This is a genomic window from Photobacterium lutimaris (assembly GCF_003025555.1).
GTDB lineage: Bacteria > Pseudomonadota > Gammaproteobacteria > Enterobacterales > Vibrionaceae > Photobacterium > Photobacterium lutimaris.
Genome location: NZ_PYMH01000005.1, coordinates 122,923 through 148,956, shown reverse-complemented (window position 1 = coordinate 148,956; position 26,034 = coordinate 122,923). Strand labels below are relative to the sequence as shown.

The 26,034-nt window shown below is 48.5% G+C and carries 18 protein-coding genes; 6 read left to right on the top strand and 12 right to left on the bottom strand.

Annotated elements, in window-relative coordinates; genetic code table 11:
• Positions 1–82 precede the first annotated feature (82 nt).
• The 5 genes from C9I99_RS12605 to C9I99_RS12585 all read right to left on the bottom strand — a co-directional run bounded on the left by C9I99_RS12605 (position 83) and on the right by C9I99_RS12585 (position 8,278).
• Positions 83–1,192, bottom strand: a complete 1,110-nt coding sequence (locus tag C9I99_RS12605; RefSeq protein WP_107349237.1) for a porin — start codon at positions 1,190–1,192, stop codon at positions 83–85.
• Between the two features lie 316 nt (positions 1,193–1,508).
• Positions 1,509–3,005 carry a sodium/proline symporter PutP gene (gene putP, locus C9I99_RS12600; RefSeq protein ID WP_107349236.1) on the bottom strand — a complete coding sequence of 499 codons (1,497 nt, stop codon included), beginning with the start codon at positions 3,003–3,005 and terminating at the stop codon, positions 1,509–1,511.
• Positions 3,006–3,143: 138 nt separating this feature from the next.
• Positions 3,144–3,836: an aldehyde dehydrogenase family protein gene (locus tag C9I99_RS12595; protein ID WP_243734626.1), complete on the bottom strand. Its 693-nt coding sequence runs from the start codon at positions 3,834–3,836 to the stop codon at positions 3,144–3,146.
• A 28-nt stretch (positions 3,837–3,864) separates the two neighbouring features.
• On the bottom strand, positions 3,865–6,999 hold the full coding sequence (putA, locus tag C9I99_RS12590) for a bifunctional proline dehydrogenase/L-glutamate gamma-semialdehyde dehydrogenase PutA (RefSeq protein ID WP_107349234.1): 3,135 nt from the start codon (positions 6,997–6,999) through the stop codon (positions 3,865–3,867).
• A gap of 487 nt (positions 7,000–7,486) precedes the next feature.
• Positions 7,487–8,278, bottom strand: coding sequence for an AraC family transcriptional regulator (locus C9I99_RS12585; RefSeq protein WP_107349233.1), 792 nt, complete (start codon positions 8,276–8,278; stop codon positions 7,487–7,489).
• A 589-nt stretch (positions 8,279–8,867) separates the two neighbouring features.
• On the opposite strand from C9I99_RS12585, the gene C9I99_RS12580 reads away from it, so the two are divergent.
• The 3 genes from C9I99_RS12580 to C9I99_RS12570 all read left to right on the top strand — a co-directional run bounded on the left by C9I99_RS12580 (position 8,868) and on the right by C9I99_RS12570 (position 11,657).
• Positions 8,868–9,827: an AEC family transporter gene (locus C9I99_RS12580; RefSeq protein WP_107349232.1), complete on the top strand. Its 960-nt coding sequence runs from the start codon at positions 8,868–8,870 to the stop codon at positions 9,825–9,827.
• Positions 9,828–10,607: 780 nt separating this feature from the next.
• Positions 10,608–11,318 (top strand): helix-turn-helix transcriptional regulator, encoded by a 711-nt coding sequence (locus C9I99_RS12575; protein WP_107349231.1) that lies wholly within the window; start codon positions 10,608–10,610, stop codon positions 11,316–11,318.
• 165 nt (positions 11,319–11,483) lie between these two features.
• Positions 11,484–11,657 carry an addiction module component gene (locus C9I99_RS12570; RefSeq protein WP_107349230.1) on the top strand — a complete coding sequence of 58 codons (174 nt, stop codon included), beginning with the start codon at positions 11,484–11,486 and terminating at the stop codon, positions 11,655–11,657.
• 94 nt (positions 11,658–11,751) lie between these two features.
• Here C9I99_RS12570 and pdxH read toward each other — a convergent pair whose 3' ends face one another.
• Positions 11,752–12,396, bottom strand: coding sequence for a pyridoxamine 5'-phosphate oxidase (gene pdxH, locus C9I99_RS12565; RefSeq protein WP_107349229.1), 645 nt, complete (start codon positions 12,394–12,396; stop codon positions 11,752–11,754).
• 169 nt (positions 12,397–12,565) lie between these two features.
• Here pdxH and C9I99_RS12560 point away from each other — a divergent pair, with 169 nt between their 5' ends.
• From C9I99_RS12560 to C9I99_RS12550, 3 genes are all read left to right on the top strand, one after another.
• Positions 12,566–14,389, top strand: coding sequence for an ATP-binding protein (locus tag C9I99_RS12560; RefSeq protein WP_107349371.1), 1,824 nt, complete (start codon positions 12,566–12,568; stop codon positions 14,387–14,389).
• The gene (locus C9I99_RS12555; protein ID WP_107349228.1) at positions 14,386–15,690 is read left to right on the top strand and encodes a sigma-54-dependent transcriptional regulator; all 1,305 of its coding nucleotides are present in this window, start codon (positions 14,386–14,388) and stop codon (positions 15,688–15,690) included. The genes C9I99_RS12560 and C9I99_RS12555 overlap by 4 nt, the downstream gene beginning before the upstream one ends.
• Before the next feature lie 217 nt (positions 15,691–15,907).
• Positions 15,908–17,863 carry an EAL domain-containing protein gene (locus tag C9I99_RS12550; RefSeq protein WP_107349227.1) on the top strand — a complete coding sequence of 652 codons (1,956 nt, stop codon included), beginning with the start codon at positions 15,908–15,910 and terminating at the stop codon, positions 17,861–17,863.
• A gap of 65 nt (positions 17,864–17,928) precedes the next feature.
• Here C9I99_RS12550 and C9I99_RS12545 read toward each other — a convergent pair whose 3' ends face one another.
• From C9I99_RS12545 to C9I99_RS12520, 6 genes are all read right to left on the bottom strand, one after another.
• The gene (locus tag C9I99_RS12545) at positions 17,929–19,581 is read right to left on the bottom strand and encodes a flagellar assembly protein A (RefSeq protein ID WP_107349226.1); all 1,653 of its coding nucleotides are present in this window, start codon (positions 19,579–19,581) and stop codon (positions 17,929–17,931) included.
• A gap of 175 nt (positions 19,582–19,756) precedes the next feature.
• Complete coding sequence (locus C9I99_RS12540) at positions 19,757–20,161, bottom strand: hypothetical protein (protein WP_107349225.1); 405 nt, start codon at positions 20,159–20,161, stop codon at positions 19,757–19,759.
• A gap of 259 nt (positions 20,162–20,420) precedes the next feature.
• The gene (locus C9I99_RS12535; RefSeq protein ID WP_107349224.1) at positions 20,421–21,164 is read right to left on the bottom strand and encodes a phosphatase; all 744 of its coding nucleotides are present in this window, start codon (positions 21,162–21,164) and stop codon (positions 20,421–20,423) included.
• On the bottom strand, positions 21,164–23,272 hold the full coding sequence (locus C9I99_RS12530; protein ID WP_107349223.1) for a tRNA(Met) cytidine acetyltransferase TmcA: 2,109 nt from the start codon (positions 23,270–23,272) through the stop codon (positions 21,164–21,166). The genes C9I99_RS12535 and C9I99_RS12530 overlap by 1 nt, the downstream gene beginning before the upstream one ends.
• A 111-nt stretch (positions 23,273–23,383) precedes the next feature.
• Positions 23,384–24,358 carry a ParB/RepB/Spo0J family partition protein gene (locus C9I99_RS12525; RefSeq protein WP_107349222.1) on the bottom strand — a complete coding sequence of 325 codons (975 nt, stop codon included), beginning with the start codon at positions 24,356–24,358 and terminating at the stop codon, positions 23,384–23,386.
• A gap of 7 nt (positions 24,359–24,365) precedes the next feature.
• Complete coding sequence (locus C9I99_RS12520) at positions 24,366–25,580, bottom strand: AAA family ATPase (RefSeq protein WP_107349221.1); 1,215 nt, start codon at positions 25,578–25,580, stop codon at positions 24,366–24,368.
• Between the last annotated feature and the right edge of the window lie 454 nt (positions 25,581–26,034).

Genomic DNA, 26,034 nt, shown 5'->3' with positions numbered 1-26,034 from the left:
ACCGAGGCGGAGGTCAACCAATACTAAAAAGGCCGGCAATAATGCCAGCCTTTTATCTGCTTCTCTACACTTAGAAGCAAGGTTAGAAGACGTACGCGAAGTTGAAGCCACCACCGTTGTCGGTACGGCTAGATTCACCACGGAATTCATTCAACTCGTTACGCTTGGCTTCGAACGACAATACCGTTTTCGGCGTGAAGGCGTAAGACAGGCCGACAGCATAGACTTGGCGGTCGCCAGTCACATCGCCTTCACCATCGAAGTCAACATGCGAGACATAAGCGTATGGACGAAGACCTGAGTCCAGCGCGTAGTGGGCATACACATCGACGGCGTTGGCATCAGCCCATTCAGTGCGAGGGCCCCCCTGCAGACCCGCTTTGTGGATGTTTTCACCCTTGGTGTAAACCGCTGCTACTTTCAAGCCACCAGCCACATACTGACCACCTACGGTCAACGCTGTCTGCTTGTCACCGTCTTCAAGGCCATTAACATCGCTCGCTTTTGCCACTTCGACCTTGTTCTCAAGGTAAGCCACACCCAGGCTCACACCCGAGTCAAAATCGTAGCTGGTCGATAGCGCGTAGTTGTAGTCACGCTTAACGGTATCGCTTTGAACTTGCTTGTCTTCATCTTCAAAGCTGCCAGTTTCACCATTACTGGTAAAACCGTAGTGCGCCGATACGTTGACGCCGTTGTTGCTGTAACGATAGGCGACCAAGTTATCACCACGGCCCGTAGCCGCAAAACCGCCATCTGTCCCTTCTGAATAGATAGGCGTGGCATCCGGGTCAATGATGATCAGGTTATCCATGTAACGCGCAACATCATGGTAAGCCGACCATTGCTTACCAAAACGCAGGCTACCCAGCTCATCGTTATTGATGGTTACATAGCCCAAGCGGTTTCGGAAGTTGCTACTGCCCGAGGTTGGGTTATTTAAAAACTGATCCCACTCGAACTTGGCATCCAGTGTCCAGCCTTCTTGTAACTGGCGCTCAAAGCCCATGTTCAGGATACTTCTTGTGGCAGAGAAAATGTCATCCTCACCCCAGACAGGTTGGAATGCATCAAGGACGAAAACGCCACCAATATCGAATTTGTTTTGGTCATCTTCATAAAGAGTAAAAGCCGATGCTTGACCAGCGAGTAAAAGGGTAGAGATGACAACAGAGGAAATTTTCAGCTTCATTTAACCGGTACTTCTAGTGATAGTTTGAACAATAATGCGTGTTTGCCAGCACAAGCTATCAGAACCACCGCAACAATGTAATAGTAAACTAGTACACGGATAGGTTAAATTTGCGTTGCCCACTTCACAAAACCAACTTATAACCCTTTAAAGTCAAAAGCTTATACAAAAACGGAACACTCAAATATATTTTTATCAAATTCGTTCAAGTGATTAAAAATCAGTCAAAACAACTGTATAGGCTTTGCTTTACCGATAAAAAAACGGCTTCTCAAAAGAGAAGCCGCTTGCTCTAAGACGGTTTACGCCAAATCGATTACTTAAACTCAACCAAGTTTTTCTGGTAAGCGTCGAACTGTGCTTCCACTTCTTTCGATGCACCACCAGTCATCTTGCTCACCACAACAATGGTGATGGTCGCAAAGATAAAGCCTGGGACAATTTCGTAAAGATCAAAAATACCGCCAGTCAGCTGTTTCCAAATGACTACGGTCAGTGCACCGACGATAATACCGGCCAGCGCACCGTTGCGGTTCATCTCTTTCCAGAACAAACTCAGCAGCAATGCCGGACCGAAGGCAGCACCGAAGCCTGCCCATGCGTATGACACAAGGCCAAGTACAGTGCTATCTGGATTCATAGCCAGCATCAGCGCAATAATCGACAGGACGATAACCGCAATACGGCCAACGGTGACAATCTCTTCCGATGTTGCTTGTGGGCGGAATACCTGCTTATAGAAGTCTTCTGCCAACGCCGATGACGATACCAACAACTGGGAGTCCGCCGTACTCATGATTGCCGCCAAGATAGCCGCTAGCAAAATACCGGCAATCACAGGGTGGAACATAGAGTTCACCAGTAGCATGAAGATACGTTCACCGTCATCCAAATTACCGGCTAGCTGGTTATCAACAAACAAGATCCCCACCAAACCCACCAACACGGCACCGGCCATCGACAAAGCAGTCCAGCCTACCGCAATGCGGCGAGCGGTTGTGATATCAGCGTTGCTACGGGTTGCCTTGAATCGCGCCAAAATATGCGGCTGACCAAAATACCCCAGGCCCCAAGCCGCCAGCGAGATAATCGCAATGGCCGATAACGGTTCACCCTTCACATCATTGAACAAGGTCATCAGCTCAGGGTTTTTCGCTTCCAGCGCTATGGCCAGATCACCCGGGCTACCGTTCATCGCAGCAATAGGCACAATCAGCAATGCCGCCGACATCAACAAGCCCTGCACCAAGTCGGTCCAAGAAACCGCAAGGAAACCACCGAACAACGTGTATGAGACCACACACACCGTACCGACAACCACCGCGATAGTGTAATCAAGACCGAAGACCGTCTCGAACAACTTACCACCGGCAACCAAACCCGAGCTGGTATAGAAAAGAAAAAACAGCAAGATAAAGAATGCTGAAATAGTTTGGAGCAGCTTGGATTTATCGTTGAAACGGCGAGCCAGAAACTCCGGGATGGTCAACGCATTATCGGTCGTAATACTGTAAGTACGCAGGCGCTTGGCACAGATCAGCCAGTTAAGCCATGTCCCTAGCAACAAGCCGCCAGCCAGCCACAGGGACTCGAGACCTGCCGCATAAGCGTAACCAGGCAGGCCCAGAAGCAACCAACCACTCATATCCGATGCTCCAGCAGACAACGCTGCAGGCCACGGTCCGAGTGTGCGTCCACCGAGGAAATAATCGGCTGAATTAGACGTACGCTTATAAGCGATGTAGCCAATGGCCAGCATACCGATCAGGTAGGCGACGAACGTTGCTGTAATAGCAAAGCTATTCTCTATCATTGTTTGAGTTCCCTCACTTAAAGCCCCTGTTCGTTGCAGGGGCATTTTGGTTATAACGCTGACAATCAGCGATGGGTTGCTGTCAGCCGCCGGCAGGTTGCAAGCTAGTCCTCCTGCATATAGCGGCACAACCCAAAGTTAGTGTTCCTCACCACTCCCCAATTCCAGCAAGGTGGCATTACCACCAACCGCTGTAATATTGATAGTCCGTGTCCTCTCGGTCACAAAACGCAGTGAGTATGTTGGGCTGCCGATCACCGGAAGCTTGTCGGTATCAGTTTCACTGATAAGCTGAGCAAGCAAGCCGTCTCGGGCAGCAAGTTGGCGCGAAAGCGCCTGGGTGGTTGACAGCTTGCCGGCATAGGCCACACCAGCCACCGAAGGGTGGCTGACCAAGTCAGCAAGCTGATCGTTATCGATAGCAGTGATCACACCGCCAGCACAGCCGCTTTGTTCTAACTGTGCGACCAAGTCTTTTGCTTTCACCGGGTAATCTGCAGGCAGGCAGACATACACGGTATTGCCTGTTACTAATGCTGCAGAAAGCTGCCCTACCAGGGCCACCATAGATGTGTCACTGTCAGCAATGATAATAAAGCTGCCACGTCCAGCACAGTAAAGCTCGTTGGTTTCACCGGTTGGACCCGGCATCAACAAGGTGGGAGCCACATGCTCTTTAGCATGACGACACTGAAACTCCACCATGGCATGGCTTTCGGTGGTCAGTTGTTCGCTCCAGTGACGCAGGATGCGGGTTCGTACTTCATAGCCTAGGTTGTTCCAGCCTTCCCATGCCGCCGAGCTTTTATTTACCAATGTTTGAATAGTCATGATCACTCCTTAAATCTCTCGACGGTTATTAGGCTTCAACACAATCTTGGGTAAAGCGGTACAGGTAGTGCGGGCCACCTGCTTTCGGGCCAGTCCCCGACAGTCCCTGTCCACCGAATGGCTGGACACCAACCACCGCACCCACCTGATCCCGGTTGATGTAGCAGTTGCCGACGCGAGCACGACGCTCGATATGGCTGTAAGTTCGCTCATTGCGGCTGTGTACACCCATGGTCAGGCCAAAACCGCTATGGTTGATTTGGTCGATCACCTGATCAAGCTCGCTCGCCTTGAAGCGGACGATATGCAGGATCGGGCCGAAGTTTTCATTTTTCAGAACATCAATAGATGGAATTTCAAACGCCGACGGTGGCACAAAGTCACCGTGCTGGCAGCTGGCAGGAATATCAGCCTGCGCCACTAACTTGGCTTGGTTTTTCAGCGACTGGATATGGGTTAACAGCTTGTCGCGGGCCGTTTTATCAATCACCGGGCCAACGTCTGTGCTGTGCAGTTCAGGACGTCCTACCGACAGCTCGGCCATGGCCCCTTTGATCAGACCAATCACCCTGTCGGCGATATCCTGCTGGATAAACAAAACTCGCAGCGCCGAGCAGCGCTGACCGGCTGAGGCAAAGGCAGAGCGCACCACATCACGGACGACCTGCTCAGGCAAGGCCGTACTGTCGACAATCATGGCATTCTGACCACCGGTTTCGGCAATAAACGGGACCGGCTCGCAATCACGGGCTGCTAGGCTGCGGTTGATACGCTGGGCCGTTTCAGTTGAACCGGTGAACGCCACCCCGGCAATACGGGTATCGCCAGTCAATGGCGCCCCCACCTCAGCACCGGTACCCGGCAACAACTGGATAGCGCCAGCAGGTACACCCGCTTCAAGCATCAGCTCAATCGCTCTGAAAGCAATCAGTGAAGTTTGCTCTGCCGGTTTGGCCACCACGGTATTCCCCGCCGCCAGCGCGGCAGACACTTGACCAAGGAAAATGGCCAGCGGGAAGTTCCACGGGCTGATACAAGCGAAGACGCCACGCCCCTGATAGCTAAGCTGGCGAGTAGTACCGTCAAAGCCCATCACAGGTTTTGGCAGGGCAAACTCTTGCGATGCCTGATTGGCGTAGAAGCGACAGAAGTCTACCGCCTCGCGAATTTCATCAATACCGTCCTGAATGGTTTTACCCGCTTCGCGATGACATAGAGCCACCAGTTCACCGGTATGCGCTTCCAGCAAATCAGCCAGACGCTGCAAACACTCTGCACGCTCGGAAGCGGGACGACACGACCACTGCGGGAAAGTATCCGCTGCGATAGCAATCGCTTGTTTAACCTGCTCTTGATTAGCAAAGGCCACTGTTCCCACGCTCTCGCGGCGGTCATACGGCGCGGTCACAGCCACAGTACTTTCACTATCTATGACAGCAACCCCATTGATAATCGGGCCGGCCTGCCATTGATGATGGGCAAACGCCTGAACAGATTCGCTAAACGGCTGCCATTGCGAGGCAATATCAATGTTGATCCCAGCAGAGTTCTTACGCTCGTCACCGAAAATCTGCGGCGGTAACGGGATCAGACTGTTGTGCAGGGTAGGACGTGACTTCAAGGTATCGACCGGATGCTGGATCAGGCTTTCTACCGGACAATTGGCATCAACCAAACGGTGAACGAACGAGCTGTTAGCCCCGTTTTCCAATAGGCGGCGAACCAAATACGGCAGTAGATCCTTATGGCTACCAACCGGCGCATAGATCCTGACGTTGGTCTGGTGCATCTCCATCACGTGGTTATACAGTGCATCCCCCATGCCATGAAGACGCTGGAATTCAAAGTTTCGGTGTGATTGGGCCATCGCCATCACCGCCGATACCGTATGGGCGTTATGGCTGGCAAACTGAGGGTAAATCAGACCATTAAGGTGGGAGGCCAACAAGAATCGGGCACAGGCCAGATAAGAGGCATCAGTGGCTTCCTTGCGGGTAAACACCGGGTAAGCACTAAAGCCACTTTGCTGGGACAATTTCAGTTCGCTGTCCCAATACGCCCCTTTTACCAAGCGCAGCGGGATAACATCACCCTGCTCTTTGGCCAATGCTGCCAACCACGCCAGTACCGGCAAGGCACGTTTCGAGTAAGCCTGGATCACCAACCCAAAGCGCCCCCACCCTTTTACTTCATCAGAGCGGTAGAGTTTTTCGAATAGCTTCAGTGAAAGCTCAAGACGATCAGCTTCCTCGGCATCAATGGTAATGCCGACATTGAGTTCACGGGCACGCTTGAGGAGCGACAGCACCGACTCGTACATTTCATCCAGCACGCGGCCTTCGTTAGCGACATCATAACGTGGATGCAACGCTGAAAGCTTGATAGACACTGTGGGATCAGGCGAGCGGGTGTTGCTACCACTGTCACTGGCATAGCTGTCACGACCAACCGCCTCAACAGCCATCACGTAATCTTTGAAATATTTCTGAGCGTCTTGGGCAGTTAGGGCAGCTTCGCCCAGCATGTCGAAGGAATAGGTAAAGCCTTGGTCACGTTTGCTTTTGCCATTTTTCATGGCTTCGGCAATGGTACGTCCAAGTACAAACTGGTGACCCATGATCTTCATTGCCTGGTTCATGGCTTGGCGGATCACCGGCTCAGACATCTTGTTAACAAGGCGGTTGATAACATGGCTTGGCGTGCCGTCTTCCTTGGCATCCAAACTCACCACCTTACCGGTCAGCATCAGGCCCCAAGTAGAGGCGTTAACAAATAGCGAATCAGAGCTTTTCAGGTGCGATTTCCAGTCTGCCACGCTGAGTTTGTCACGGATCAAGGCATCGGCCGTGGCGGCATCTGGGATACGCATCAGCGCTTCAGCCAGACACATCAGCAAGATCCCTTCTTTGGTGTCCAAGCTGTATTCAAGCAGCAGGGCATCAATCATCTGGATCGCGTTCTGATCGGCTCGCACCCGCTCGATCAGACTGGTGGCTTGCTCGGATGTAAACTGCCGCTCTTGCGCTGTTGGCTCGGCCAACGGCATCAACTGCGCCAGCCATTGTGATTCATCCACGCTGTAGAGTGGCGAAATCAAAGACCAGAGCTCATCCAGTGGACGCTCAATAAACCCAGGCTGAAGTACTTCTGCCGCATTGAACATAGTGATTCCCTCAATAGTGTACCGGATCAGGTAGACAGCATTTTCAGTTACTGACAGCCCCTACCCAAGAAAATTGTTACATCAGTGTTACCAATGAGGGGATTTTATTTTCCGCCACTCCGATAGTCTTGCTATATTCTCCGATACTTTTTAGTAAAAGTCCGGCTTTTAACAAAAATAGACAGAGATTCTTTAAAAAATATGCATTTTTCCATAACCAGCAGCCTAACACTGCTGAAAAATCATGCAAACACAGAACGATGATCAAGAAAGAGCGGAACAATGATCAAGCAAGATCAGCCCGTGGAAAGCCGCCAGAGCGACCCATCGATAAGATAGGCAACTAAAAGGGTATATAGCCAAATGACTTCAAGTTGCAGGATTCAGAGCTCCTTGAAGTTATTTGGCTATGTAAAGCAGGAAAGTCAGTCGGTTCAGTTAAGAGCCGCTATAAGTTTTAACATACAGGCAGATGTTGATGATGAGATTAATTTGCAGGGTTGTCACGGCGATAACGCGCCGGTGGCTTGCCATACAGCCGGGTAAAGGCTTGAGTAAAACTGCTCTGGCTGGCAAAACCCGTGCTCTGGGCCACTTGAGCAACACTTAGCTGAGCCTCTTCAATCAGATCTCTTGCCAGCTCCAGGCGCTTGTTCAATACGTACTGATGTGGGGTGGCCCCTGTCTGCTCTTTGAACAGGTGGTGAAATTGGCTTTCTCCCAAAAAGACCAGGCCAGCCAACTGGGCAACAGAAATTTTCCTGGTCAGGTGCTGAAGAATATACTGATCGATCACGTCCATGTTCAATCGGTAGGTCTGGCGATCAAGTTTGAGCGGCTTGAAATGGCGATGCAGCACGCACATCAAGGTATCGGTACACGCTCTGCTAAGCAGCAGATCATCGGGGTGGGCTGCCATCTCGGCAGTCAGCGCTTGAATAAGGTTCTGCGCTTGGCGATCAAGATGGAAATAACCCGATTGATCAAACAGCTGTGCAATATGGTCTTGGGAATAAGATGCCTTAAATTGCTCAGCAGCAACATTCAGTACCAAAATTTCATTATTGCCGATGCCGGAAAAGGCATGCTCTGAGTCTGCCGTTACCAAACACCCCTGACCGGGGCATACCAGATTACCCGCCCCTTCAATATCAAATTCCGTTTGCCCCGATAGGCCAATGACCACCTGATTGTAACCATGGTTATGATGATCCATCTGCTCTGGCAGTTTGACGATTTCTGAAGGTTTGAACATTGGCGTGTTTAGCTTTTCTTTCATGCTAAATAACCGAAGAATATGACGGTGATTCGTAGACAGATAATACCATAGTTCCCCCAATTGCTATACCCAGCCCACACCAGCTAACAATCATGGCTGTCAGCATTGAATCCCTGAGCGGTTATATCGGAACCATGATCAAGTAAGGAGATTTTACGGCCAGTGTCATTCTGATGCTATTTTGTTGATTTAAAAACCAGCTATCGATATGTTCACCGAACAAAGCTTGAAGCGCCAATCCATGACTGACCAGATAAAGCAACCATTTATCAACCTCTTAACTAAAAGTGAGTGAGCTAGGCCCAAATTCCCTCGCTAGCTGCTGGCACTTTGACCAGTCAGTGCCAGGGATTCACTTGATCATCGTTCTGGGAAAACAGGCCAAGATCGTGATCTCACTTGATCATCGTTCCAGTCGGAACGACATTGTCCGTTATTGCATTGCTCTTGATCATCGTTCCATCTACTTTCAGTAGGTTGCCAGCCTCAGAGACCAGAAAAAATCGATCGAAACAATGATCTTTGATCCTGTTTCCTATCGCGAAGCTAATTGTGTTACAAATAGCATTCTGAATAGGAATAGGCGCTCATGACCGAACTGCTTGCACAACTACATTATTCATTTTCCATCACCGGCCCCATCTTTCTCATGCTTGGACTGGGGATCTACCTCAAACGCATCGGTATGCTGACGGAAGCATTTATCGAAACCGGATCCAAACTGGTTTTCAACCTAACCTTACCCGCCATGTTGTTTTTGAGTGTTTCCCGCTCCAACATCTCTGAAATAGGGAACCCTGACTTATTTCTGTTTGCACTGGCAGCAAATATTATCACTTATCTACTGTTCGAATTGCTGGCAAAACAAGCCATCAAGCAGCGGCAAGATCGTGGGGTCGTTGTTCAGGGGGCTTTTCGCGCCAATACCGGCATCATTGGCCTTGCCTATGTCAGTAATGCCTTCGGCGACAGTGGCCTGGCACTCGGCTCATTGTATGTTGCCGTCATCACCGTGGCTTATAATATCCTCGCCGTGATCACCTTATCTCGTTCAAACCCAAATTTACCGAGCCTCAATGCACACTTCCTGCTTCGTTCCATCATAAAAAACCCTTTGATTATCAGTATTTTGTGCGCGCTTCCATTTTCCATCTTTGCTATTCCATTACCAGAGTTAATCACTCAATCCGGAGGGTACTTCGCGGGAATGACACTGCCACTGGCGTTGCTTTGCACTGGTGCAAGCCTCGACTTCAACCAATTGCGTCAAGAGCCAACCAATACCCAATTTGCCAGTGTCGGCAAACTCATTATTGCTCCACTGCTTATCACTCTCGCCGGTATTGGGTTGGGCTTTAGGGAACTCGAACTTGGATTAATTTTCCTGATGAGCGCCGCGCCAACAGCCGCTGCCAGCTATGTTATGGCACGAAATATGGGAGGTAACGCCTACCTCGCTGCAAATATTATTGCCGTTACAACGCTCGGCTCGATATTCACCAGTAGCGTAGGGATCACTTTGCTGAGGACATTTAATTTAGTCAATTAATTAAGGGGAATTTCCCATTAATAACTAAAAGGGTATTACAATGTTACAAACGGCTAATTACCTTGCGTAATTAGCCGTTTTTATTTAATAAGATATTCCTATTCGATAAAAGCTTGCTTGAGCATGAAAATATAATTCCCATGTATTATGAATATAAAGCCATATGCCTGCAGGTGTATTCATATCTAGACACCCGCGATTGTCTCACCCCATCGATGCTCATTTTTCCATCAAAAAAGTGAGTCAAGACAGACACAAAAATATGCAAAGCAATTGAATAAGCTCTCGTTTTTCTACAAGCCATCACTGTCATCTCACAACAATAATAGTATCCGTCGCAAGGCGGGCACTTTTATGCTTCTTGTTTTACAGCGCACAAGAAAAAAACACCAACCACACAGGCGGGTGGATGTCAATAGGTGATTTCCCCCCTTACTAGCCTATCGCACTATTGTTATAGTGCTTTCCGTCGACAGGGAGACGGTTGTTACCGCCTTCTGTCTACAGTATCCAGCATTGGATACATGCCAAGCGGGTTTACTTTGGTATACACCCTCATACTAAAGATTATGAACCTGATTGGATACCTCTTCTACACGTCGTACAGGATTGTGCTCTTCGGAGTCTAACTCTTGTCTTTGCCGACCTATTAGGTCGGCTTTTTTTTATCATTTTTTACAAAAGTGTCCAAAAACCCGTCATTAAGATATTGTAACCTCTGACTATTCAATTAAACTTCACTGTTGCAACTGCTCTATTCTATTAACTCAGGCACACGTAGTGAAAAATAAAGTCGACCCCTCTTTACTACATATATTTAATCAGCTCCCAGGATGCTGGGGATGTAAAGATAAGGATTCTGTCTTCGTTTATGCTAATTCCGAGTACGGAAACATAATTGGTGTTGATCATCATTTAGATTGTATCGGCCGTACTGATTTTGACATGCCAAGTCCGACAGTTGAATGTGCAGAAGCGTTCAGGGAGCAAGATAATCTTGTGGTGGCATCAGGAAAAAGAATGCGGGTACTGGATATCCACCCTTATTCTGACGGCAGCTGGCGTGCACACTTATTCACTAAAACGCCTTGGAAAAATGATGAGAACGATATCGTCGGAACCATTTTTTCAGGTGTCGAACTCAAGGATACGGCAGTATTAGAAGTTGGCCACTGGATTTGCCGGGCAGCCGGTATCGATCCGAAAGAACAAGCCTCCTTCAACCTTGATCTCAACCACTGCGCCATCAATCTTAATACCCGCGAATCCGAGGTCCTCTTTCTGCTGCTGTATGGCAAAAAGCCACAGTACATGGCCAAGGTGCTCGGTGTTTCGGTTAAAACAGTGGAGAATTATGTGATTCGACTGCGCGAAAAGTTCAATGCCCGTTCAAAGAACGAATTGATCGACATTGCGCTCGATCTCGGCTTTGGCTCGCATATCCCAGAAAGTATGCTGAAACGCCAGCTATCGGTGATTTTAAAGGAATAACCAGACCAACTTTGTCATTTGTAATCACAAAAGACGCAGACTTAGTTTGCCTTTTTGCAATCCAAAGCCTGTTTCCAGATCAATTTTTGTACTGGGCGGATTATCTATAATCTGCCCAGTCATTACATTTACCGGCCTAAGTGCCAACGATATGCTGGAAATACTATGAAGCAATTTACAATCACCTATGTTGTACACCCGCACTTCAACATCCCTTGCAAATACCAAATCCAAGCGGTGAGTGAAATCGAGTCCATCTCCAGTGCCGAAAAAGCCCTTAAAGTTCGACACCCTGAAGGGGTAAGCATCGTCACTAGCCAACAGCAATTGGCAGCATAAAAAAAGAGCAGCGAATCGCTGCTCTTTTAGTTCTTAGCCAACTGATACCAATCAGGATAACTCGGTGATCAAATATTGATATAGATTGATATGATCATGGTGCCAGGCGCTCAATGTCCCATTGTTGCGCTTCGTCTTGGGTCCGGGTATACAAAAATCGGTCATGCAAGCGGTTTGCACCGCCCTGCCAGAATTCAATCGAATTGATTTTTACCCGATACCCCCCCCAAAACGTCGGTACTGGCACATCACCTTTGGCAAATTTGTCTTTTAACTCGAAAAACTTACTTTCCAAGGCCTGCCTGGCAGAGATCCGCTCACTTTGTTTGCTTGCCCATGCGGCAATTTGGCTCTCTTTTGGCCGTGACGAGAAATACTTCAACACTTCCAATTTAGACAATTTTTCCGCACAGCCGGTAATGTGCACTTGACGCTCAAGGGGATGCCATGGGAAATGCAGGCTAATTTTGCTGTTGTCAGCCAAATGCAGCGCCTTGCGGCTACCTAAATTGGTATAAAAGACAAACCCATCTTTATCAAAGTGCTTCAATAACACAATACGCTGATAAGGCTGCCCATGCTCATCGACAGTCGCCACCGTCATCGCTGTCGGATCAGTCAGCTTTGCTTCTATCGCCTGCTCAAGCCAAGTATTGAAAAGTTGTTCCGGCTGCTCCGGCAAATCATGACGGCGCAAACCACCTTGCGTATAGTCGCGACGAATATCAGACAATTCCATTGTTATCTCCGCTCATTTTCTAGATGTTTCTTAAACGCTGAAATTGTGCGCTTTGTCTGCTAGAAACACAAGTAAATAGCCTAACAGTCCCAATCAGTACATGACTATGCAACCAAGCTCGACGTTTCCAGCTGATGAATTTGCTACATTGGCAAGAAAAGGCCTTCCTATGTCGAGTAAAAAAAAATTCGCCTGCATTGCCCTACTGATAGGCTGCGCCGGTGCAATGCTCATAAGCTGGGTCACTTTGTCACAGATCCAACGTCACCTTAGCGATAAGCTCATTGTGGACGTCACTCAGCTTGGCACCAAGATTGACAGCCAACTCGAACGCTACAGCCAACTCCCCGATGTCCTTGCCAGTGATCCGCGGTTGCTCCCTCCCCTTCTAGCCAGTCGCAACCCTACTCCAACGGCCAGCGAACAATCACAAGCCGTGAACCAGCTTCTTGCACAGTGGAGCCAAACTTTGGGTGCAGATACCTTGTACCTCATTGATATGAATGGCACAACGCTCGCGTCCAGCAATTGGCAACAACCCGATTCATTTGTAGGACAAAACTTCAGCTACCGCCCCTATTTCCAACAGGCCGCTACAGGCCAGCGCGGCCAATACTTTGCGTTAGGTGCACGGTCGGATAAACGGGGATATTATTTTTCTGCGCCGGTTACGGTAAACCGGCAGCCTGTTGGCGTTCTCACCATCAAGGTGGATCTGTCACTGCTCACCGATATCTGGCAGCACGACGATATTGAATATGCGATTACGGATCGCCTGGGGATCATTTTCTATAGCTCTGAACCCCAATGGCTTTATCACTCGCTGACGCCGCTGGACGAAACCACTAAGCAGCGGATTAACCAATCACGGCAGTATGGCCATGTTGATATTGCGGCGCTTACCCAGGCTGAAAGTCTCATGGCATTAAACCAGCAGCCCGTCACTCTGTACGGAGCAACCGCGACAACATCGCATACCTATATCAACGCTCAGCATGATATGGAAAAAGCAGGCTGGTACATCTTTGGCTTTACACCGCAAACAAAAGCCTTTGAATATATGGGGCAGGTACTGCTGTTGTTTGTCCTTATCTATTCCTTGCTGTGCGTCGCTGTCCATTCCTGGTGGCAAACCTATCGGGCGAGGATCGATCTGGCCAACCTCAACAGTCGGTTGGAAAGGCGGGTAAGCCAGCGTACCCGACGGTTACAAGAAACGAATCAACAGTTAAAAATAATTCTGAGCCAATATGAGCATAGCCAGGCGGAGTTGAAACAAACCCAGGATGAGCTGCTGCAAGCCGCCAAGCTCGCGATGCTGGGCGAACTTTCTGCCAGCATCAACCATGAAATCAACCAGCCACTTGCAGCAATTCGGACCTATGCCGAGAACGGCAGGAAGTTATTAGAAAAACAGCGCTACGATACAGTCAGTGGCAATCTTGACGAAATCATCCAGCTTAACCAGCTGATCACTGACATCATTGCCCGGTTCAAGATCTTTGCCCGCAAGCGAAATTTGCGGCAGGCCTCGCCTCGTACCAATGCCGGAGATTCTATCCGCTCTGCCTTATCATTAATGCACACCGCGCTGATCAAACAAGGGATCGTACTTCGGTTGGAGGACTTCCCAGACAAAGTGATCATCAATATCGATGCAGTGCAATTCGAACAGGTATTGGTTAACCTGTTGCAAAATAGCCTGCAGGCACTCAAAGATCAGGCGGAGCCTCAGGTTGGCATCACGCTGACAGTCCATTCAGGCCACGCCGAATGTCGGGTATGGGACAACGGTCCCGGATTAAGCCAAGAGCAAAAAGAGCAGGTCTTCTCACCATTTTACACCACAAAAGCAGACGGCCTTGGCCTCGGGATGACTATATCAAAACGTATTATCGACGCCTACCATGGCACACTCAGTGTCAGTGACCACCTCGGTGGAGGGGCTGAATTTACCCTTTGCTTACCATTAGAGAGCGAGAGTACACCATGAACACCCCAGTTATCTTTATCGATGACGAAAAGTCCGTTCGACACGCCCTGGGTCAAACACTCGAGTTGGAGGATTACGACGTCACACTCTTTGCCAGCGCCAAGCCCGCCTTGGATCAGCTCGCCAATCAGTTTCAAGGGGTTATTATTTCCGATATCAACATGCCCGGCATGGATGGGCTCACCTTTCTCAAGCAGGCGCTAACGTTAGATCCCGAGTTTTCCATCATCATGCTCACTGGCCATGGGGATATTTCCATGGCCGTTGAAGCCATGCGGCTTGGTGCTTATGACTTTCTCGAAAAGCCTTTTTCAACAGAGCACCTTCTTGATGTCGTCAAACGGGCTGCCGAAAAGCGTGAGTTAGTACTGGAAAACAGGGAACTTCGGCGTGAACTTGAAGTGCAGAGTGGACCCGGTCCACGTATTTTGGGCAATGATCCGTCCATCAAGCAGCTTAGGCGGATCTTATCTCACCAGTCAAAAACACACGCCCCCCTGTTTATCCACGGTCCCAGTGGTTGTGGCAAGGCCTTGGTTGCTCGCTTTGTCCATGATCATGGTTTACAGCCACAACAACCGTTTATTACCATTGATTGCAGTGCCCCCGGTGCCGAGGCGCAACTGGGGGAGCTTATCGGCAATCACACAGATCAACCATATGGCTGTGGAGCTCAACCGTCACCACACTTTGCCACCCTCTACCTTAAGCACATCAACCTAACGCCTCAGCAAGTTCACCCCGCACTGGAAGCTTTCATTGAAACACTATGCAAAGGTAATGAATCTGTTCGGGTAATTGTCAGTGCCGATACCGACTACCACCGACAGAGCCAAGCCGGCCTGCTGCACAGTCTCTATTTCAAGTTGGGTTTCATCACATTGGATCTGCCACCGCTTCATAAACGGCGGGATGATATTGCTTTGTTGTTCCATAACTTTCTCCGTACGGACTGCAGCCGTTTTGGCATCGAGCCCCCACATATCGATGCGCGACTTGAGCAGTGGTTGACCGAGCAGGATTGGCCGGGAAATGTGCGGGAGCTGCGGCAATTTGCCGAGCGCTATGCCTTGTTGGGATCCAAGGCTATCGGCACTCAAGATCAACACGGCAGTGACCAATCACCAACAGCAACATTGGCGATAAGAGTAGCCGATTTTGAATGCAAGGTACTTCATGATGCACTCAACCGTCATCAGGGAAGGCTGAAGGAAGTGCAGCTCGAACTGGGACTTGCTCGTAAAACCTTATACGACAAGTTGCGAAAGTATCACATCGACAAGAAAGAGTTTAAAGCCTAGCCCCCCACCGCCGGAACCACAAGACAGAGCCCGATGAAATCCATGGCTGATTTACACTATTATTCGAACTATCTCCAGAAAACAAGATGTTAATCGGCCCTTCTCGTCTGCAAGCTGGAAATTTTGATACCTTAATTAAAGCGCTAGAATTGACAACCTCAGTCGCCTGAACGCTTCCCCATCAACCATTTTCTCTTCATGCTTGCTGAGATACACTATGAACTTATTTCGCTACACTTTTACTTGGATTGCGAGTACTTTCACCGCCCTGTTACTGTGCTTTATGGCTTTACATATTCTGAGTATACGCAGCGCTCTCATTGAGCAGTCACAGCAACAACTTCACTCGAGCTTCGCTTATTTTGAACAGCGGCTGGGATTATCGGATATATCGGCCCCCCCGACCGAAGCGAACTATACGATGCTGCTAGAGCAACTCGGTCGGTTCTCCCCGCGGGTGGAAACACAACTGCTGGTATTGGCATCCAACCAATCACTTTCATCACCGCCTTTACGTCAATCAATTCAAACTGCTTCGCAACCTCACTTTTTCTGGCCGGCTTTGTCGATGCAACGTACCTTGTTCGCCAACAGTGCTCAAGCTATACGGTTTACGGCTACGATTCCGGTAGGCACCGTTACAGCATCGTTTTGGCTCCAACTTTTACCAGGATTAGCAATGGGGACCGGGGGCTACCTACTCGTGTTGTTGCTACTGTTTGTGCTGCTCAAACGAAAACTCCAACCGTTGACCCAACTCGCCCAGCAATCTTCGACGCTAGGCCATCGCTCACATTCACTTCCACCGGTTTTATTAAATAGCATCGAGGCAAGAGCCTGGGTCAAGATGTTCGGTCATTTTAAAAAACAGCTCGATGACATTTTTCAACAACAGGCTAATGAAGCCAACAAACTCAAAGCCCAGGCCTATCAGGACAAAGTCTCAGGCCTTGGTAATCGCCATTATTTCATTAATCAACTTAATGCCTGGCTCGATAACCCACAGCAAGGTGGCCTGATTTTACTTAAGTCGACGCTACTTGATGAAGTGTATCAGCAAAACGATTTTGAAAGAGGGGATGGCTTCACCCGTAAGTTTGCCGATGAGCTTAATACCAGCATCATCCACGCCCAAGTCTATCTAGCTCGATTGTCCTATGATGAGTTCGCCGTTTTGTTACCCAACATTGCAACACAAAAGTTGATGCATGTTGCCGAAGCAATGCTTGAAGTACATCGACAACAAGAAAAGACATACCGTGGTGAAACCACCGACAGTGCATTTTTGGGTCTGCTGATGATTGAGTCTGCCAGCAGTGCTAGCCACATCCTGGGCCAGCTGGATAATATACTGGCTCAAGCGACCCGCAACCCCGCACAGCCTATCCAGCTAGCGGATAGTCAGCATCAGGTACCGAGTTTTGGTAAACAGCAGTGGAAATCATTATTGCTCAACGCCATCGACAACAACGCAATGAGCTATCAGTACCAGCCGGTTGTCAATGAACATCAACAACCCATTCACTTCGAAGTTTTCTCGTCGCTCAAAGCTGAACAGTCACGCTACAATGCCAACCAGTTTCTTGGTGCGATTGAAGATGTCGGAGCCGGAGTACTGCTCGATAAACATGTCATTGCCCACCATGTGAATATTTTGAATGGTGATCAGGCCCGGGGGCCATTTGCCATCAACCTCACCATTAACAGTATCACTGATCCAGCCTTCAACCGCTGGCTTGATCAGCTCCTGTCGCGTAACCAACACCTATCACAGCGGTTGTTTTTCGAAATCCCAGAAGCCTGTTTCATTCGGACCCCGGATGCTTGCGGCTTATTGTGCTCAGCCATTCGCTTTTACAAATTCCGCTATGGGGTGGACGGCTATGGCCGCTACTTCAAATCACTGACCTATCTCGAAGAGTTCCGTCCCGACTACGCTAAAGTGGATTTTTCGTATACCCATCAGCTCAATGATGAATTGAAGAAACAGCTACTTTCATCAGTATGTCGAACCGCCCACAGCCTCAATGTCATGACAATTGCGACCCGCGTAGAAACGGAAACCCAGCTCGAAAGGCTATCAGAGTTATTTGTCAGTGGCTTCCAAGGTTTCTTCACCGAGCAGAAATCTAAAGAGAAGCGCCTACCTAAACAACCGCATCTGCATTATTAAGCTTGTAAGTGGCTTTCAAATTTACAGTGTAAATTAGATTTACACTGTAAATTTAAATAGCCCAGTTACAGTGGCGAGCACTGAAAGACATGTTCAAAGATATGAAGTTTGGAAGGGCCATGATCTTGAGTGATGAGAAGGTGTTCTTTTTCCAAACAGCTTTGAACCCCCGCATAGAGCCGATTCAGTGCGGTGATCGTCACCCGCGACCGCAGCTCGTCGTATTCGCCTCGTAACTGTTGGTAGTCAGCATGAAGCAAATCAATCTGTGACTTATGTTGCTCCGCCGCATTGTTAATCCGTTCACTCAATTCGACTGGGCGCCTATGCTCAGGCAGTTTCAACAGTTTGAGCTTAGCCTGTTTAATTTTCTCGACGTTTTGCAGTTCAACCTGATAGTCATGATGTTTATCTTGCAGTTGCTGTAACAGGCATTCAAATTTAGTAAATGCAGTTACCACCGTAGGAACACCTGACAGAGCACCAAGATTGATCGCCCTGATACTATACCCAGCCTCAGTCACCCCACCACTCAAGCTCCCTTGACGCTTGAATTGATCCATCACAATGACTTCACCCTCAGCGTGGATAGTGCTGTGAAGCACATGCAAGGTGAACAACGCATTTTGGCCACATGTAATATCTGCAAACTGGGCAAACTTACTCGTGACACTGCCTGCGGCCTCAATAGTGCAACCAAGCTTGTTACCTTCTAGCTTACGGCCAATGATTCCCTTAATAATTGAAATATCGCCGCCCGCTTTCAGTTCAGCCAGTTCAACAAACCCTGCGACGGTAATATTCCCCGAAGCTGTGACCTTCATGCCTGGTGTTACGTCGCCGGTAATCAGGATACTACCGTCGAAGTTAATATGTCCTGTTGCGACATTCACGCCTTTAAGGGTCAATGCCTCATCAACCTGCATTCCACGGGGTTTGGCAACGGGGATCCCGGATTTCTCGGCCAGAAGCAAGTTCGAGTCTTGTTCGCTGATAATTGTCCCGTCTCCGGGTTGGAACTCGCTGTCCTTACCCGGTTTGGCCGGTAGGGCCTTCCCTTCAACGGTAAAGCCTGCGACACCTTCGGTCGCAGGAATGCGCCGCATCAACGTCTGGCCAGCTCTAACCGTGATTAGCTCGCCCAAATCACGCATATCTACCTTACCATCATCGGTCGCTTGCGGTTTCAAAATACGCTGGCTAGCATCGTCGACCAACGACTCGAACCGAACATCCACACCGTTTTCAGGTAAACGGCCAAAAGCCACTGGCAAGGTCAGTTTTTCACCGGGTTGTAGGCTCTGGGCTCGCTGTAAAAGCTGGTGAAGTTGCGTTTTTCGGATGCCTTTGACGATTCTGTTCTGCTTGAGCGCTTCTAAAATATCGGCCCCAGTAGCATGATTACCGCCGTAAGGTGCCGTGACAGTAATCGCAGCACGCATAAAATCTGAATCAGTCTTAACCACGAGGCTGGCATTACGCCGCTCCGCGATAACAATAGGCTCTGGGTAAGCGGTTTCGGGACTGGGCTCATCGTCACGAATGGTGACAGCAAGAGCTGAATCTATCGCTTTTTCATAAAAATAGAACTTCTCAGCACCAAGGCTAATCAGTTGTTCGATTAACAACTCACGTGTTGGGACCGATTGATTGTCTGCGTTTGCCGCAAATAACACTGATTGTCCATCATCAGCGATACGCAGAAAAAGATCTGCCATATCAACTCCTTTTCTCTGCTATTGGCGAACAATAAAGTAATGGTGCTCCTCAATATTACAGTAACAAATCAGTTACCTAGTACTTGTTCAGTCACAAATTTATGTGAAATATATCAATATAACCAACATAAACAATAGATTGCATATTGATTTAGGCCAAATATTCACGACAAGGTCAGACCAGTGCAATGGTGCGCAACTGATGTGCCGTCAACCACTGATCCGTAATGAACATATAGCTGCGATGATTAGGGTGCTTTTTATTAACCGAGACTGTATCTTTGCGCAAATAACCTTCCAGCATACCAACCGGTTGGAGATACAGTTGATAGCTGGCCGTCAGTGGCAAGGGAACAGATGATTCTAAGTAGATTCGATGCCGGGTGATTCTGTTTACCGTCACTTTAACGCCATAATCATAGCTATCGATAGTTTCACCACTGCTAAGCAGTTGGCCAAATAGGCGTCCAGCGATACCCCCTCGGCCTACGGAGTAGCACTTTTCGAGCTCTGGATCTTGATAAACAGAGGGATAAGTTATGTCTTTTAGTACCGGAGGAACATCTTTTATTAAACTCATGCTGACTCCTTATTATTATATTTTTGCCTATCACCATCGATGGATTTCGGCTATCAAGCAGCACAAAACTCAAACCAAAATTTAGAGGGATTCTTTAATCCTAGTCAACAAGGCAAAATAATACAAATCAAAACGTAAAACCGTTCCTGCTAGAATTTACAGTGTAAATTTAGATAACAAAAAAGGCGGCATCGCCACCTTTCTTTATTAACCGTTTTTGAGAGCATAGAAGATGCTGAAATTTACAGTGTAAATTAACTCACCTCAATGACTGAAACTCCGCGATAGAAGCATGGCCACGAGACTGGAGAAACTCAATAAACCGAGAAGCACTGGTTGAAACAATCGAATCTTCGTCAATATTAACTTTCTCGAACAGCGCAAGCGCAGAGTCAAACTTACCAATGTCATGAGCAAAATGTGCATCAGACCCTGTTGTAAAACTCACGCCGACCTCTTTGCCAATTTCGGCAATACGTTCACACCTTGGCTGACTCCCCATTCGAGACCCAGACAAAGAAGAGTTATTGATCTCAACCAACACATTGGCTTCTGCCGCTGCCACCAAAACACGTTCAAAATCGAAATCGAAATTGGGGTTACCTAAATGACCCAGCGCATCAACTCGACCAGACTGAATAACATTAAGCAATGCTTCGGTATGGACAGCCGACGAAGACGGGGCAAACACCGGCTCATGAAAACTGGCCAGAACCCAGTCAAGATGACCTTGCACTTTAGTGGAAATATCGATCTCACCGGCAACGTTCATAATGTTGGCCTCAACACCGCGCAGGATACCCACGCCATGAAGAAAACGGGGCAAGATCCTCTGATTGGCAAAATGCCAGAAATGAGGTGCGCCCGGCATTGAGGAAGCGTGATCCGTGACACACAATAATTGCAGCCCTTTCTCGGCAGCCGCTGCAGCATTTTCTAATACTGTGCTATATGCATGCCCGCTTGAAATGGTATGGCTATGGGTGTCGACAACAAATTTCATTACTCGCTCCTTGCTATAGAATGCGTTTGAAAATCAGCACTGACAAAATCACGTAATGCTTGTTCTGCTTGCTTACGACCGGTCAGTTGGAATTGATGAACAATGTCTTGCCATGTTTTTCGTTGAATAACTTTCGCCACTGCCAGGTTTAATGTTACTCCCTCAGAAAGCGATCCGGTTTGAGCTAAACGCTGATAAAGATATTGCTGCAGCGCTGGCAACACTAATTCGTATCCCAGACCACCTTGGCAATATAGGGAAAGCTGGTGTTCAACCCATTCATTGGGAAGGGCTGCGGGCGTCACTTCAGACGATAACGACTCGACCAACAGCGGCCGAAACTCATCGGTTGCCATGTCACGAAAGGCTTCACAGGCATTGGCCGTCAACCCCCTCGCAAATAGTACCCTTGCTTTGGCAAACCACTGCTGACTCAGTTCACCGATAGGTTGTACACACAACAAGGACGGATAACCGCTCGAGGCATCTTTGTGTAATCCCAAGCGAACAGGCTGGTATCCCGCGCGTTGCCAAAAATACAGAAGCTCAGTTACATAGCCAAAGCTGGTACCAAGAAAATCATAACGTCCTTGTGACCAAAACCTGACAGCAGACAATAACCGCTGACCAATGCCTTGTTGCTGAAACTCAGGATGAACCGCAATTCGTAGTATACGGCCAGAACGTTGCGTTGCGGCTTCAGAAATACCGAGATGGGCAGCAAGAGACTGGGCAAGCAGATGCCCCCTTGGTCTTCTCACGCCAAGTTGGATTTGCTCGGCAAGCTCTGGAGAAAAACCACCTTCATCAACAATCAGACAACATGCCAACACATTATCGCCATTGCGGTATACCCATATATGTAAGCAGTCATCATCGAGTAAGTTCACCAGATCTGCAGGGGAGGTTTGATAGTGCGCATTAATCAACAAGCCAAATAAAGAAGAGAGTAAATTATTCGAACGGAGCAACTCGGCTTTATCAATACATTCGCAGTGTGCCGTACTGGGATCGAGTCCTGACGCGGCTGTTTCGGCATCAAGCAGCAACGCATTGAAGACCCACTTTTCCAACGGATCGTTGTCCGCCCAACGGATCGCTTGCTTCATCTCAAACGCACGCCATTGCGGCATCACATCATCGAGTTGTTGACGGAACTTAACGGCAAAACCGCGTCCCGTCCCCTCGTAACCATGAACAGTACTGGAAAAAACCAAGCGACCATAATTCTTGAGCAGCGCATTAAGAACAGGAGCAGGAATAGCCGCGGCTTCATCGACCATCACCAAATCAGCTGCTGGTTTTTCTGACAACAACGCATCCGGCGCGATAAAAGCGATCGAACCTTTGCCAAGCTCGAGAAACTTTTGGTTGCTAAACGGCACCCCAAATTGCTCAGCAGCGTGGCGAAACACCGTCTGGCTGGCAACAAAAGACGGTGCGGTAACCACGATATGAATGTTACGTTCGGCCAGCAAACTTGCTGCGGCTAATCCCAACGACGCCGATTTTCCCCGGCCACGATCAGCGGTTAAAACCAAAGGTCGCTTACGGTGGCCTGTTACTACCCGGCGGATAGCGTCAACAGCACTCGCTTGGCAAGCGGTCAACGTACCAAAAGGGAGAAGAGATGCTGTTTCGACACCGCTGTCCGCTTTTGCTAATTCATCAATAGGCAATGCAGGCAAAGGCAAGCCCGGCTCCAACATCATGACCTCGGGCTGCTGCAGCAATAAGCTCAACCGCTGGGTAAAATTCGAACCGCTCTTTTCGAACCACTCCGTTGGCAATAACAACAGCAAGATCCCACCGCCGACGACGGTACCGGATAATGCGCCAAGGGCTTGGGCATCCAGGCCATTGTGTCCGTTGACAGTCAGCATCTGACATTCACGCCCTAACCAGTGTTTGGCTTTCTTGAAAGGAATGGCATCCGTATCAGCACTGATCGGCTCACCACAAAAAAGTGGATTAACATAAAAAGGGGCAAACGCATCTATAACTTGTGCGGCCCAGTCCGTTCCTCCTTTGGCAACAACGAGGTAACGGATATTATGTGCAGCCGCACTCACAGAGAGTGAACGGCAAAAATCAGAAAGTTGGGACATGCTAAGACTCAATGGCAAACAACACCCCCGATAATACCAATATCCGATAGCGGAGCGAAAAAAAACCACGCTCGAAAGCGTGGTTTTAATCAACATACTGAACGGAATATTCTATTTCAAATAATCAGCCAGATACGTGAGGATTTCATCGGCTTGGCGCTCGGATAATTTCTTCAGCTTAAGCTGAAGCTTATCACCGTCACGCAAATAGCTGATTTTCCCCTTCACCAACTCTTGCGGTTTAGGCTTCTCGATCTCAACTTTTGGTTGGAGTGTCTCACCAATCTGCTCAAGTTTGCTGGTCACTTCGCGGGTAATGCGGGTGATACCTGAGGCATCGATAGACTTCCACATCGCTTCGTCACCAGCAGATATTTCGCTCACAAATGTTTGTTGCTGATCGTTGTTGAGGCCGAAAAACAGGCGGTGAAGTTTCACAATCGTCGGTCGGCCAAGTTCACCGACACTCGGATAAGCCATCAACAATTCCATCGGTAATGATGCCGCTTTCAATGCCCCACTAACCAAGGCCTCGCTGCATTGACAATACCTTGCTAGCTCTTTTTGATCGGCGACTTTACCGGTTTCAAGTAACGCCTGCATTTCCTTACCCCGCTCAAACAATGACAGCGGTTTATGTGCATTGGCGACATCAGAAAGGAATTTAGCATGTTCGCCGTTAATTCCCTTACCCACATAGATAAGGAAATCTTTTTCAGCCAAGATACAAGACATGCGACGGCGGCTACCATCAAGTACCTCGATCCGGCCATCTTCCAACCAACGACCAACCGCTGGGTATTGCTGCCCACGCTCTTTAAGCGTGTTTAGGATATCGGCCAGCGCATGCTCGTTAAGGAAAGCCTGTTCACGGGCATTTTCGGCAAAAACACGCGTTTTCTCAGCAACCTGGTCGGCTTGGATTTTGATCAATTCAAACGCAACGGTTTCCTCGCCGGCTACAGCCAGTTCAATAACGGATGCTTTATCACGTGCCGCTGTTTGGGCCTCTGTTGGCGTTGTTGCACGTCGTTTGTCGGCTTTACCGAACAAGCGCGCATTAAGATCTTTGGTTTTAATCGCCATCCACTCATTACTCCCGGTTCAGGTTAGCCCAGTGAGAGTGCATTACACGCTCTAACTCTAGGCCAACACGTTGGATCGCATCTTGCGCTGTTGAAAGGGTCTTTTTGCCCCCTTCAAATTCGGCCGCCGTTAGGTCGAACACAGTGCTATAGGTATCGGCACAAGTCTCAAAGGCACGGCTTCGCGGTACCGTAGCCATCATGACTTGTTCACGAAGCAGGTAATTCATTTCGGTGAGCACCGAAACCTGCTTCTTATTGTCATCCTCGAACATAGTCGGCATCAGTCGGATAAACTCCAAACCGTGCCAATCTTCAGGGAACATCTCGTAAACTGTAGGTAAATGCTGGAAAAAGTTAACAGTAGAAGCCCAGTCAAGGCGCTTTGCCGCACAAGGAATGATCAGTGCATTTGAAGCATACATGGCATTCCAAACCAGCGGATCAATGTGCGGACCGGTGTCGATCATGATGATGTCGAATTCATCAGCAATAGGATCGATAACTTTTTCCTTAAGCAGGCGCACAATGTTCAAGTCCTGATTTTCTGCCAGATCCTGCCATGCATCGGCATTAAACATGGCATCTTCAGGGAAGGCTGCAATGGTTTTCAAATTCGGGTATTGGGTTGGCATCACCACATTACCCATCACGAATTCCTTATCGATGGCTTGACCCTCAGGCACATTTTCCAGCATGACATCAACCGCTGAATAAATGGTTTCCTGATCGCCCACACTGATCTGCGGGTTAAGGAACAAACGCAATGAACCCTGTGGATCAAGGTCAATCAGACAAATTCGGTAGCGCTTGTCCAGATCCAATGCAAGACATGCTGCTAGATGTACCGCTGTCATCGATTTGCCGGTACCACCTTTCTGATTCTGGACATTCACAATCCACGGCTTGCGACCGGCACCTTCTCGCTCGTAAAAAGCCGGCTTTTTTGTCGCATCCATCAACTGATGGGCTTCTTCCAGGCTAATAGAATAATGATTGGCATTGTTTTTAGTAAATTGATGGCCATTCGCTTCCATACGGGAAATAGCATCATCCAATTTGCGGCGGGTAAGACCCGAGCGACTTTCCATCAATGCTTTTGACATCGGGGGGAACGCTTCTTCGCGGCGCTCTTCCAATACAATCTCAATTCGGTCCGCTTGGACCTGCTTCGTCTGCTCGGCGATATTGAGCAAGTTGTCTATGGTTTGTTCCCTGTTCATTGTCTTTATTCACCTTGAAACATTTTGCTTTATTGTACAGCAAAAAAACACCAAAACAATAAAAAGCTGAACGTAGACATGTGATATTTATCTCAGCATAAAGCGAAATAAAGCGTAAAAAACCGACAAATTCCAGTCGAATGTAGATGACAAACGAGAGTGATTGACTTGGAAATACTCAAAAAGTAAAAGTGTTACGGCGTCACAATTTTACAATGTAAATCCTAATTAAGGGCTATTACCCGGAAGCGTGGCTTTTTTGGCTAGTTTACGGACGCTGTCACTTTGACTCAATTTCATCCTCATTTTCCACGATGAACCGCTCTCTATGGAAATTGGCAAAATTTATAATGAAATCGAACGATTTCATTATGATCAACCAAATACAGCAAAAGTCCGTCCGCGTCGATCAGCATGAAATTAGCGGCCTGGCTTGATCGACACTCACTTGAAT

Excerpts from the sequence above, each read along its gene's own strand:
- C9I99_RS12605 (WP_107349237.1), bottom strand. The coding sequence starts at position 1,192 with ATGAAGCTGAAAATTTCCTCTGTTGTCATCTCTACCCTTTTACTCGCT.
- putP (WP_107349236.1), bottom strand. The coding sequence starts at position 3,005 with ATGATAGAGAATAGCTTTGCTATTACAGCAACGTTCGTCGCCTACCTG.
- C9I99_RS12595 (WP_243734626.1), bottom strand. The coding sequence starts at position 3,836 with ATGACTATTCAAACATTGGTAAATAAAAGCTCGGCGGCATGGGAAGGC.
- putA (WP_107349234.1), bottom strand. The coding sequence starts at position 6,999 with ATGTTCAATGCGGCAGAAGTACTTCAGCCTGGGTTTATTGAGCGTCCA.
- C9I99_RS12585 (WP_107349233.1), bottom strand. The coding sequence starts at position 8,278 with ATGAAAGAAAAGCTAAACACGCCAATGTTCAAACCTTCAGAAATCGTC.
- C9I99_RS12580 (WP_107349232.1), top strand. The coding sequence starts at position 8,868 with ATGACCGAACTGCTTGCACAACTACATTATTCATTTTCCATCACCGGC.
- C9I99_RS12570 (WP_107349230.1), top strand. The coding sequence starts at position 11,484 with ATGAAGCAATTTACAATCACCTATGTTGTACACCCGCACTTCAACATC.
- pdxH (WP_107349229.1), bottom strand. The coding sequence starts at position 12,396 with ATGGAATTGTCTGATATTCGTCGCGACTATACGCAAGGTGGTTTGCGC.
- C9I99_RS12560 (WP_107349371.1), top strand. The coding sequence starts at position 12,566 with ATGTCGAGTAAAAAAAAATTCGCCTGCATTGCCCTACTGATAGGCTGC.
- C9I99_RS12555 (WP_107349228.1), top strand. The coding sequence starts at position 14,386 with ATGAACACCCCAGTTATCTTTATCGATGACGAAAAGTCCGTTCGACAC.
- C9I99_RS12550 (WP_107349227.1), top strand. The coding sequence starts at position 15,908 with ATGAACTTATTTCGCTACACTTTTACTTGGATTGCGAGTACTTTCACC.
- C9I99_RS12545 (WP_107349226.1), bottom strand. The coding sequence starts at position 19,581 with ATGGCAGATCTTTTTCTGCGTATCGCTGATGATGGACAATCAGTGTTA.
- C9I99_RS12540 (WP_107349225.1), bottom strand. The coding sequence starts at position 20,161 with ATGAGTTTAATAAAAGATGTTCCTCCGGTACTAAAAGACATAACTTAT.
- C9I99_RS12535 (WP_107349224.1), bottom strand. The coding sequence starts at position 21,164 with ATGAAATTTGTTGTCGACACCCATAGCCATACCATTTCAAGCGGGCAT.
- C9I99_RS12530 (WP_107349223.1), bottom strand. The coding sequence starts at position 23,272 with ATGTCCCAACTTTCTGATTTTTGCCGTTCACTCTCTGTGAGTGCGGCT.
- C9I99_RS12525 (WP_107349222.1), bottom strand. The coding sequence starts at position 24,358 with ATGGCGATTAAAACCAAAGATCTTAATGCGCGCTTGTTCGGTAAAGCC.
- C9I99_RS12520 (WP_107349221.1), bottom strand. The coding sequence starts at position 25,580 with ATGAACAGGGAACAAACCATAGACAACTTGCTCAATATCGCCGAGCAG.